The organism is Inhella sp. (assembly GCF_027532025.1).
Taxonomy (GTDB): Bacteria; Pseudomonadota; Gammaproteobacteria; order Burkholderiales; family Burkholderiaceae_C; genus Inhella.
Map to the genome: position 1 here is coordinate 65066 of NZ_JAPZSY010000024.1, position 10155 is coordinate 75220.

The following is a 10155-nucleotide window of genomic DNA, read 5'->3' on the forward strand; positions in this document are numbered from 1 at the left end:
TGAACAAGTCGCTTGGGGCTTTGCGGCAGGACGAACGGCACGGTGAGGCGGTGGGGGGACGGTCACTCCGGCCAGGCAGGTCGTCGGATTGCACGCTCGAAACCCATCCGCCAGAGCAGTCGCGTGCGCGTACCCGGAGCGCGTTCCGCCTGCTGTCGCATGGCCTCTGCCATCTGTTGCGCGAAGCCCGTGCGTGGGTAGCGGGTGAGCACGGCGTGTCTCGACGCGGCGTCGATCTCGTTCATACGCGCCCCGATGACATCCATTGCCGCTGCTTGTTGGAGCAAGTGAGCCTCCATGCCGGCGCCCTTCGGAACATGCGGATTCATGTGGAGGCAGATCGCGTCCTCCACAGCAAGGGCCCGGCTCTGTGCCCACCCCTGCTCTCGCAGAAGTTGGAGCGCCCGCTTGCCGCCGTCAATCGCAAAACAAGCGCAGCCCAGTCCTGCTTGCGGCCGACCGCTCGGCAGCAACGCAACATCGTGCAACAGGCATGAAACGGCCAGCACCTCAGCGTCCAGCCTCAGGGCATCCCTTTGGGCGAGCAGCGCTGCCCAAGCCCACGTCCGTTGGCTGTGGCGGAACAACCAGTCCGGCACGGACTGCTGCACCAACTCCAGCGCATGAGAGACCGTTGGTGTGTCGGGCCATTCGATTCGTCCAGGATCCAGTCGACCCCAGCGCCGCCTCGTGTCGTCGGACTCAGCACCATGGCCACGCCACTGAAGACGCAGTTGAGCGAGCACGGTCCACAACGCGAAGCGGCACTGTTCCGCAACTGTCATGCGTCCACCGGCAAGGCAGCCCCAAGCGGCCGATCCCAGCCTCGATCCATTGACGCTTGCGGTTGATCCAACGGTGGGCGTCATGGACGCATCTCCCTTTGGCCTGGGATTCTCAGCAACAGGAGGACGACGAGGAATGGCGGCGTGATCACGAAGCTCAAGTCGAACAGAAAGATGCCGTCCAGTGGCAAGCCCCGCTCGACCCAAACGTGCAAGTGAAACATTGCATGAAGGCATGACCACAATGCCGCCCCGATGCTCGTCGACAAGCTTCCAGACCGCACTCCGTACAGCCCAACAAGCCCGCTGGCCCCGTACACCAAGCCCACGTCCCGGATGAAGTGCGCGTTGAACGGCCCGAAGAGGGCGACGCCTGGGATGCGTGTGTAGAACTGCTCGGGGGCCAGAAAGATGGCAGTGCCGGCGAGCAGCCAAAGCGCGTACACCATGCCGGGCAGCGCCCAGGCCGAAGTCTGTCCGGTCCCGGCCTTCACGCTACCGCCAGAAGCAAAAAGGCAACGATGACCTCCAGCGCGAGGTAGCCCAACGGGGCGCGGTCAATGGTGCGATCGATCGCAGCCGATACCAAGCGGCCAGCAGCCATGCCACCGAGCGCCGCTCCCACGGCGAAGAGAACGCCATCGCGAAGTCCAGGTTGTTGCAGGGCCGCCAGCAACGCGAGCGCCATGAACACGCCGAAGCCCCCGTAGACGGCCCGCACCTCGTTGCGGCCCGCTGGCGTGAGATCAAAGATGCCAAACTGCTTCGTCACAAGGACGGGCTTGACGATCGCGCCCACGCCCATGAGGGCGAATCCGGTCATCGCCAGATAAACAGGAAGGTCTTGCATGGGGGACAGCCACAACGAAAACGATGCCGCCATCGTGTCGGAGCAGGTCGCTTCTGGCTTTCAAGAATCGCCTGTCATGCCACGCATCTGGGCGGGTTCGGCGCGTGCGCTCTACGTCGGTGCGGGGCTGGACCTGTCGCCCCACTTGAACGTGGCGACGACGATCGCGGTTTCTCTTCGGCAGCCCTTCGAGTTGCGAACCTGGGCCAAGTCAGAGGCCTGGTCGCCATGGCGCTCAGACGTGGTCAGCGTGATTCCGTCGGAGACGCTTCATCACCTGAAGAGCCGCGGGCCGATGGCCTTCCTTTACCTTGACCCGCTGACGGACCGCCGGCGCTCGCTGTCTCGGGCGGAGCTGCTGCGCGGTCGTGAGCAGTTGCAGCTGGCGGGCCCGCGGATCAGCCTGGACAACGCCTTTATCGCCTTCGGTCTGCGGCCTCAGCGCCCGAAGGATGCACGCATCGCCCGAGTTGTGCGCGAGATCGAACACAGGCCCGAGGCCTTCGCACGTTTGCAAGACGCTGCCGCGCTGGCCTGCCTGTCACCATCGCGCTTCAGGGCACGCTTCGACGCGGAGCTTGGTCTACCTTTCCGTCGCTACCGACTGTGGCGGCGTATGGCCGCCGTGATGCGCAAGGTCGCTGCCGGCGGCAGCTTGACCGAAGCCGCCCACGCCGCCGGGTTTTCGAGCTCAGCGCATCTCAGCAGCACGTTCAAACGCATGTTTGGGCTGACGGCCAGCAACCTGCTGGCCTTGGGTGTCGCGATCGAGGTGGCTGACGATGACCTCACCTTTGCGTGTGATCACCCCAGCCAAACCGTGCTCGAAGACGCGCACGCCGCTTGAACAAGCGGCGCAGCACCCAACGATAGGAGACGTTTGCGGTGGGCGCCAGCCCGTCGAAGCCCGCTGTTGTCGCGCGCGGTCGAGCTCCCCCGCGGAGGTGTTTGCGAAGGCGAGCGACCGGATGTCGGCAAGCAAGTCCGCGAGGCGTGAGTCTCCTGCAGGGCGACAGAACGCCGCCGGCTGCCGACGGCGTCGCGCCCCGCTGGGCCAATGGGCCAATGGGCCAATGGGCCGGTCGAACCGGCCCGGCACCTCGTTCACATCCCCCACTGGAGCACACCGCCCTGTAACAAATCGGCGTGTGACAGGGCCGTGGGCACCACGGGCTGGCCGTTGAGGCGCGCCACCGGGCCGCGGCCACTCAAGCGCAGGCGCCGGCCGTCAGCCAGCTGCAGGGTGGCGCCGCGCACCAGGGGCTGGCCCAGCACGTAGTGGCCCGAGGCCGGCTGCGCGGGGTAGAAGCCCAGCAGCGCGAAAACCAGCCAGGCGCTCATCTGCCCGGCATCGTCGTTGCCGACGATGCCATCAGGGCGCGTGCTGTAAAAGCGGCGCACCACCTCGGCCACGCGGGCATGGCCTTGTTCGGGCCGGTCGCTGAAGGCGTAGAGCCAGGCGATGTGGTGGCTGGGCTCGTTGCCGTGCGCGTACTGGCCGATCAGCGCCTCCTGGCCCAGGTGCTTGTCGGGGTTGGGCACGGGCAGGGTGAAGAAGCGGTCCAGCCAACGGCCCAGGCCCTCGGGCCCGCCCAGGCGCTCGCGAAAGCCCTCGGGGTCGTGCAGGGCTGGGGTGGCGGTGTACTGGTAGGCGTTGGCCTCGGTGTAGTCGCCCGGGTTGTTCATGGGGCTGGTGGCCACCACGGGGTCGAAGGGCTCGCGCCAGCGGCCTTGGCTGTCTTTGCCGCGCAGGGTTTGGGTGCCTTCGTCAAACAGGTTGCGCCAGCTGCCGGCGCGCCGCGCGAAGCGCTCGGCCAGTTCGCTGCGACCCGTCAGGCGCGCCACCTGGGCCAGCGCGGCGTCGCCGTAGCCGTACTCGGCGGTTTTGCTGACCGCCTCGCCCGGCGCCAGGTCAAAGGGCAGGTAGCCGTACTGGTCCAGCCACTGCCAGCTGCGTTGCGCCCAGGCGGGTGCGTCGGGCCGGTCCTGCGTGCTGGTGACCAGCATGGCCTGCAGCGCGGCCTCGCGGTCCACCGCAAAGCCCTTGGCGATGGCGTCGGCGATGACGGGCATGGCGGGGTTGCCGATCATGGTGTGCGTCTCGCGGCCCATCACGGTCCACAGCGGCAGGTAGCCCATTTGCTGCTGGTGGGCGACGAGGGTGCTGACGAATCCGGGCACGCGCTCGGGCACGATCAGCGTGTACAGCGGGTGGCTGGCGCGGAAGGTGTCCCACAGGCTCAGCGTCGAGTAGTACACGCCGCCGGGGGCCCGGATCACCCCGCCCTGGGGGCCGCGCACGCGGCCGTCCACGTCGGCGATGTTGCTGGGGTGCAGCAGGGTGCGGTAGAGGGCCGAGTAGAAGAGCCGCTTCGTGCCGGCGTCGGCGTCGATCTGGATGCGCGACAGCAGGCGGTTCCAGGTGGCGTCGGCCTGCTGGCGGGCGGCGTCGAAGCGCAGCGGCCCGATGGCGTCGAGGTTGGCGCGCGCGCCGGCCTCGTCCACGGTGGAGACGGCCACGCGGGCTTCCAGCTGCCGGCCGTGGCCGAGCTCGAACGCCAGCAGCAAACGCGGCGCCTTGTCGCCCTCGCGCGGCGCCACCACCGCCTGCGCGGCGATGGGCCGGTTGAAGCGCACGATGAAGCTGGTTTGCCGCTCGACCCAGTTCTTGGCGTGCACCGTGCCCGTGACCTCGCCGCGCGCGGCGTCCACCGCGTGCTGGCTTTGGGTGACGCGCGGGCCGTCGCCGAACAGGATGCCGTGCTGCAGGTCCACCAGCACCTGCACGCGGCCGGGCTTGGCAAACGTGTAGCGCTGGAAGGCCACGCGCTCGGTGGCGGTGAGGTCCACGCGCACGCCCAGGTCCTTGAGCGTGACGGCGTAATGGCCGGGGCGGGCGCGCTCGCTCGCCTTGTCGTAGGCGCTGCTGAAGTCGGTGGTCTGGGCCGTCCAGCGCTGGCCTTGCGCGGGCTGCAGCAGCAGGTCGCCCAGGTCGCCGATGCCCACGCCACTCATGTGCGTGTTCGAGAAGCCCAGGATGCGCGGCGCCCGGTACTGGTAGCCGCCGCTGAAGCTCCAGCCGCGGTCTGCGTTGTCGGGGCTAGGGAAGACCATGCCGAAGGGCACCGTGGCGCCGGGGGTCACGTGCCCCGTGCCGTCGGTGCCGATGAAGGGGTCGACGTGGCGGGTGAGGCTTTGCGCGTGCGCGCCCCCCAAGGTGGCGAGCAGTAGGACGGCCAGGGTCGTGCGCATCAGCGTCCCAGCAAGGAGGTCAAGGGCTCGTGCAGGCGCCGGGCCCAGTCGACCTCGTTGTGGCCGGTGCCCTCGTACACCCGGGTTTGGTAGCGCGCGCCGGGCACGAAGCCTTTGTCGGCCATCAGCGCGTCGATGCGCGGCTGCGCCTGGTCGTACTGGGCGTCCAGCTCGGTGGTGCCGCGGTCCATCCACCACTTGACAGACGCCGGTTCGGGCAGCGCGCCACGCAGGTAGGCGATGGCGGCGCTGGGCACCTCGTCGTTGCGCTGGAAGGTGCCGATCCAGTGCGTGCTCAGGCAGGCCGCGCCGCCGAACACCTTGGGGTGCTCGCACAGCGCGTAGGCGCTGATCAACCCGCCCATGCTGGAGCCCATCAAGAACGTGGCCTCGCGCTCGGGCCGGGTGGCGTACTTCGCGTCGATGGCGGGCTTGAGCTCTTCCATCAAGAAGCGCAGGTAGGCGTCGCTTTGCGAGCGGCCTTGCAGGCCCTGCGCGACGAGCCCTTGGCGCAGCGTCTCGGGCAGGTGCGGCAAGAACTTGGCCGGGAAGTACTCGGCGTGGCGGAACTTGCCGTTGTTCCAGGGGCCGACCACGATGAAGTCCTGCACCTGGCCCGTGGCCATCAGGCGCGCGGCCGCCTCGTCCACGTGCCAGGCCTTTTGGTTCCAGGTGGTGCTGGGGTCGAACAGCATCTGGCCGTCGTGCATGTAGAGCACGGCGTAGCGCTTGGCCTGCGGGTCGTAGCCCGGCGGGAGCCAAACCTCGACGTGGCGGGGGTCGACGAACCGGGAAGGGAAGTTCACCAGGCGCTCCACGCGACCCGCGCGGGGCGTTTGCAAGGCCTGGGCCGGGGCGGCGGTGGGGGTCCACAGCGGGGCGGCGATCAGCGCGGGCGCCATCGCCAAGAAGGTGCGTCGGGTCATGGGGTGGGGGTCTCCGTGGCGGTGTCGTGGCAGGCCTGGTGGAAGCAGGCGCAGATGATGGCCCACAGGGCTTCGGCGTCGGCGAATCGGTCGCAGGGCTCGCCCTGCCAGGGGTCGGTGGGCGCGGCCTGGGTGGCCTGTTGGTAGTGCAGCCACATCGCGTGGGCGCCCTCGCCCACCGCCATGGGCAGCAGCTCGGCGTTGAAGCTCAAGGCGCTGCCGGGCTCGGCGTGGCGCAAGAAGCCAGCGCAGCAGGCCGTCCACATCGCGCGGTAGTGGTCCAGGTACAGGCCCGGGCGGTCCAGCGGGGTTTGCAGGCAGCCGCTGTTGCCGATGCGGCCGTGGAAGGCGCGCACCCGCTCGAACACCGGCTGCAAGCGCGCCATGCGCTCGGAAAACTCGCCGCCGTAGGTCATCTCGTGGCCGGTGTACCAGTGACTCAGGTCGGCGGTGAAGCGCAGGTCGGGGAAGCGCTCCACCCAGCGCAGCGTGCGCCAGATGTCTTGCGTGGCCGTGGCGCGGTGCGTCTCGACAAGCAGCGGGTGCCCGTGGCGGGCTTGCGCTTCCAGCAGCGCGGCGGCCAGCGCGTCCATCTCGGCGTCGCTGTCGAAGCCCGTGCCCAGGTGCAAGTTCGTGTAGAGCAGGCCCTCGGCGCGGTGCTGGCGGGCCAGGGGGTCGAGCTGCTCGGGCCGGGTCACGCGGGCGATGCCGCTGGCGTCCAGGCCAGCGCGCTGGATGGCACCCCATCCATCCCAGGCCTGGGCGCCTTCGTAGCCCTCGGCCTTCAGCAACTGCAGCTGCTCGTCCAGGCTGGCGCGCCAGCCGCGCGAGGCCGGCGGCAGCGCCAGCAAGGTGCCCAGGTGGATGTCTTTGCGCAGGCGCATGGCGGCCTCAAGCCCGGTGCCACACGACGGGGTTCTTTCGCGTGGCGATGACCTCGCCCTCGCGCGCCCCGGGGCACCACTGGTCGCGGTCGTTGGCCTGCACGGGGTTGAGCGCCGGCACCAGGCGCATCGCGGCGTCCATGTAGATGACCGTCATGACCGAGCGAGGGCGATCGCTGACGTTGGCGCCGGCCTTGTGGAAGGTCCAGCCCAGGTGGAAGCTGACCTCGCCGAGCTCGAAGGCGCCGCTGACGAACTCGAAGCCGTGGCGGGCCATGTTGGCGCTGATCTTGTCCTCGCTCTCGTCGCTGATGCCGAGCTCGCGCCCGAACTCGACCGACTGGCTGCGCGCGTAAAACCCCAGCGGCCCCATGGCCTCGGGCACCGCCTGCAGCGGAATCCAGGCGGTGACGGTGCGGTCGCTGGCCAAGGGCCAGTAGGTCTGGTCGGCGTGCGCGGGGGTGATGCCACCGCCCGGCTCTTTGTAGAGCGACTGGTCGTGGTACAGGCGCACGCCGCCCACCTGCAGCAGCTCGGCGGCGATGCGCCCCAGGCGTTGGCCCATCACGAAGCGGCCCACCAGCGGGCTTTGCTCCCACAGGTTCATCACCTGCAAGAAGGCTCTGTCGTAGGTGCTGCGTTCTTCGAGCGGGCGCTGCTCGGTGTTGAGCTCGATGGTCAGGCGCGTGATCTCGGCGCCGTACTGCGCCAAGGTCTGGGGCGAAAGCACGTCTTTGAGCTTGATGAAACCGTCGCGGTGGAACAGGTCGATCTGGGCGGCGCTCAGGGCGTAGGGGGTGTCGAGGTCGGTCATGGTTGCTGCAGGGTGATGACGCGCGTGGCGTCGATGACGCGGGGGTCGGTGGGCTGGGCGCCGCCGAAGACGAAGGGGCCGGGCTGCGCCGCGAGGGCGCGGTAGCCGCCGTCGTAGTCCCAGGTGGTCACGTACAGGCGCGCGCCGGCCAGGGTGGCGGGGTCGCCCAGTGCGGCGGCCGGCAGGGTGAAGGTCACGGTGCGTGCGTCAGGGTTGGCGCTGATCTGCGCGCCGATGGGCTGCGCCGTGCCGTCATGCTGGCCGCTGGCGCCCTCGGGGCCGAAGTGGGCGTTGCTCCAGCCGTGGGCGCGCACCCGGTGGTGCCAGCGCATGCCCTCGGGCAGGCTGGCGAATTGGTCGGGCATCGCGGTCGCGCAGCCGCTGCGGCCCGGCAGTTCCACGAAGAAGGTGAAGGCCACGTGGTCAAAGCCGTTGGCCGGCCCCCACACGGTGCTGAAGTTGCGCAGCGTCAGCTCCACGCGTAGGCTGCCGCCGGCGGACCACACGCGGGTGCGGGTCAGGTCCATCTGGCCGGGCAGGAAGCTCTCGTGGGTGGGGTAGACGTAGGTGCCGGTCGGGCCGGTGTCGTCCCCCGCCGGGTCGGCCTCGTCGGCCAAGAGCACCCAGGGCAGCGCGGCCTGGAAGGTGGCGGGCGCCGAGGCGATGCCGCTGCCGGGCGACCACAGCACGGCGCGGTGCGGCACGGCGGGGTCGCTCATGCGGCCGGTGGGCACGGTGGCGGTGAAGCGGCCGTCGGCGCTCACCTGCACCAGCACGGCGCGGGCGAGGTCGCCGTCGATCACCAGGCGCAGGTCGGCTTGGCCGGCGGTGTGGCCGCTGACCTGGAAGTCGCCCTGCACCGGCGTGCTGGGCAGCGGGTCCAGCCGCGGGGTGGCTGGCGTGGCGGCCAGGCGCTGCACGGTGCCGGTCTGCTGCCAAACCAGGCCGCTGCGCGGGGCCAGCCGCAGGCTGATGCGGCCTTGGGCGCCCACCGTCACGTCGCTGGCCGGGCCGTGCAGGCTGAACAGGCCGCGCAGCACCGTGCCCTCGGGCGCGCCGGTGGGGAGGTTGTCGAGCAGCACCTCGGTGTCGGCGGTGTTGAACACCACCAGCGCAGCTTGCTTTTCGTCGGCCATGCGCCAGGCGATGGCGCCAGGGCCGCTGGGGCTGCCGGCCAGCACCTGGGGGTTGCCGCGGCTCAGCACCTTGTTGGCCTTGCGCAGCGCGGTCATCTGTGCCGTCAGGCGGTACAGCGGCGCGTTCGTGTCGAAGTGGTCGCGCCCACCGCTGCCATAGCCCTTGGCGAACATGGCGGCGCGCTGTTCAGTGAAGCCCTGCTCGGTGCCGTAGTACAGCACCGGGATGCCGGGCAGCGTCATGGTCGCCAGCAGCGCTTGCTTCATCGCGGCTTCGCTGCCGCCGGCCAGCCAGCGGTCCACGTCGTGGTTGTCGATGAAGGTGGGCAGCCAGTGCGGGCGGCTGTGCACTTTCATCATGGCGTCGATGCGATCGGCAAGCTGCTGCGTCGGCCGCCCACGGGCGAACACGTCGACCATGCTGCCGTAGAGCGGGAAGTTCAGCATGCCGTTCATGCGCGCTTCGCCAGCTTGGCCGCGCACATAGCTTTCGATGCGCTCGGCCATCACGGTTTTGCCGGGCGCGTCGATGCCGAAGCCTTCGCCGAACACCAGGAAGCTGTCGCGCCCGGTGCGCCGCGCCACCTCCACCATGCCGGGCGCTTTGGCGTCGCGACTGTGCATGAAGTCTTCAAAGTACGCCGGCGGCACGTAGAAGGCGGTGTCCACGCGGAAGGCGTCCACGCCCACGCGCTTGATCCAGAAGCCGTAGCTGTCGCGCAGCGCGCGCATCACCACCGGGTTGCTGGTGTTGAGGTCGTCGAGGCCCGACATCTGGTGCGCCAGCTCGTGGTCTGGGTTCTTGACGTCGACCAGCGCTGGGGTCCAGTGGTAGATGCCGGCTTGGCGGTCGGCCGCGCGGCGAGGGTCGTTCAGGTTGAACGGCCACTGCGTGGGTGCGGTGGTGGGTTTGGAGCGGGTGTTGGGCGTGTAGAAGCGCGTGGGGTCGGTCGGGTCCCAGCCGCCCTCGTAGCCAAAGTAGTTGCCCACGTGGTTCACCACGATGTCTTGCACCAGGTACATGCCGCGGCTGTGCAGGTCGTGCGACAGGCGCTGGTAGTCGGCCAAGGTGCCGAGGTGCGGGTCCACCTCCTTGAAGTGCTGCGCCCAGTAGCCGTGGTACCCGGTGAAGCCCAGGGTCGGGTCCAGCCACTGGTTGCGCACGGGGGGCGTGAGCCACAACGCCGTGGCGCCCAGGCCTTGGATGTAGTCCAGGCGTTGGCGCAGGCCGGCCAGGTCGCCGCCGTTGTAGCGGTCGTTGCTGCGCGGGTCGTAGGCGCCCACGCCTTGGTCGTTGTTGCGCGGGTCGCCATCAGCAAAGCGGTCGGTCATCACGAAGTAGATGACCTGGTCGCGCCAGTCGGGCGAGGGCACGTGCAGCTTGAGCGGCGCGGCCGAGGCAGCCAGGGCGGTGAGCAGCGGGGGCAGGCTGAGGATCAGTTTCATGTCGGGGGAACTCTGGGGGGACGCCAGTTCAATCGGGGCCGCGCATGCGCTCGGCCGCTTGG

General features: G+C 69.4%; 9 protein-coding genes. 1 reads left to right on the forward strand and 8 read right to left on the reverse strand.

Annotated elements, in window-relative coordinates:
- Positions 1-62: 62 nt before the first annotated feature.
- Genes O9335_RS05020 through O9335_RS05030 form a run of 3 tightly spaced genes read right to left on the reverse strand, consistent with a single transcriptional unit; the run spans position 63 to position 1635 of the window.
- Positions 63-869 carry an HD domain-containing protein gene (locus tag O9335_RS05020; protein ID WP_298384458.1) on the reverse strand — a complete coding sequence of 269 codons (807 nt, stop codon included), beginning with the start codon at positions 867-869 and terminating at the stop codon, positions 63-65.
- A complete protein-coding gene (locus tag O9335_RS05025; RefSeq protein ID WP_298384460.1) occupies positions 866-1279 on the reverse strand; it encodes a hypothetical protein in 414 nt (137 codons plus the stop codon). The genes O9335_RS05020 and O9335_RS05025 overlap by 4 nt, the downstream gene beginning before the upstream one ends.
- Positions 1276-1635, reverse strand: a complete 360-nt coding sequence (locus O9335_RS05030; RefSeq protein ID WP_298384463.1) for a DUF4345 family protein — start codon at positions 1633-1635, stop codon at positions 1276-1278. Before O9335_RS05030 ends, O9335_RS05025 begins: the two co-directional genes overlap by 4 nt.
- A 76-nt stretch (positions 1636-1711) precedes the next feature.
- On the opposite strand from O9335_RS05030, the gene O9335_RS05035 reads away from it, so the two are divergent.
- On the forward strand, positions 1712-2482 hold the full coding sequence (locus O9335_RS05035) for an AraC family transcriptional regulator (RefSeq protein WP_298384466.1): 771 nt from the start codon (positions 1712-1714) through the stop codon (positions 2480-2482).
- Between the two features lie 257 nt (positions 2483-2739).
- Here the strand turns inward: O9335_RS05035 and O9335_RS05040 are convergent, their stop codons facing one another.
- From O9335_RS05040 to O9335_RS05060, 5 genes are read right to left on the reverse strand one after another with little or no spacing between them, the layout of a single operon-like run.
- Entirely contained in the window at positions 2740-4887 is a 2148-nt protein-coding gene (locus O9335_RS05040) for a GH92 family glycosyl hydrolase (RefSeq protein WP_298384469.1), read from the reverse strand.
- Positions 4887-5813 (reverse strand): alpha/beta hydrolase-fold protein, encoded by a 927-nt coding sequence (locus tag O9335_RS05045; protein WP_298384472.1) that lies wholly within the window; start codon positions 5811-5813, stop codon positions 4887-4889. The genes O9335_RS05040 and O9335_RS05045 overlap by 1 nt, the downstream gene beginning before the upstream one ends.
- Positions 5810-6697, reverse strand: a complete 888-nt coding sequence (locus O9335_RS05050; RefSeq protein WP_298384475.1) for a hypothetical protein — start codon at positions 6695-6697, stop codon at positions 5810-5812. Before O9335_RS05050 ends, O9335_RS05045 begins: the two co-directional genes overlap by 4 nt.
- Before the next feature lie 7 nt (positions 6698-6704).
- Positions 6705-7511 (reverse strand): phytanoyl-CoA dioxygenase family protein, encoded by an 807-nt coding sequence (locus O9335_RS05055; RefSeq protein WP_298384477.1) that lies wholly within the window; start codon positions 7509-7511, stop codon positions 6705-6707.
- On the reverse strand, positions 7508-10093 hold the full coding sequence (locus tag O9335_RS05060; protein ID WP_298384480.1) for an alpha-amylase family glycosyl hydrolase: 2586 nt from the start codon (positions 10091-10093) through the stop codon (positions 7508-7510). The genes O9335_RS05055 and O9335_RS05060 overlap by 4 nt, the downstream gene beginning before the upstream one ends.
- Positions 10094-10155: the final 62 nt, after the last annotated feature.

Excerpts from the sequence above, each read along its gene's own strand:
- O9335_RS05035 (WP_298384466.1), top strand. The coding sequence starts at position 1,712 with ATGCCACGCATCTGGGCGGGTTCGGCGCGTGCGCTCTACGTCGGTGCG.
- O9335_RS05030 (WP_298384463.1), bottom strand. The coding sequence starts at position 1,635 with ATGCAAGACCTTCCTGTTTATCTGGCGATGACCGGATTCGCCCTCATG.
- O9335_RS05020 (WP_298384458.1), bottom strand. The coding sequence starts at position 869 with ATGACGCCCACCGTTGGATCAACCGCAAGCGTCAATGGATCGAGGCTG.
- O9335_RS05050 (WP_298384475.1), bottom strand. The coding sequence starts at position 6,697 with ATGCGCCTGCGCAAAGACATCCACCTGGGCACCTTGCTGGCGCTGCCG.
- O9335_RS05045 (WP_298384472.1), bottom strand. The coding sequence starts at position 5,813 with ATGACCCGACGCACCTTCTTGGCGATGGCGCCCGCGCTGATCGCCGCC.
- O9335_RS05060 (WP_298384480.1), bottom strand. The coding sequence starts at position 10,093 with ATGAAACTGATCCTCAGCCTGCCCCCGCTGCTCACCGCCCTGGCTGCC.
- O9335_RS05055 (WP_298384477.1), bottom strand. The coding sequence starts at position 7,511 with ATGACCGACCTCGACACCCCCTACGCCCTGAGCGCCGCCCAGATCGAC.
- O9335_RS05040 (WP_298384469.1), bottom strand. The coding sequence starts at position 4,887 with ATGCGCACGACCCTGGCCGTCCTACTGCTCGCCACCTTGGGGGGCGCG.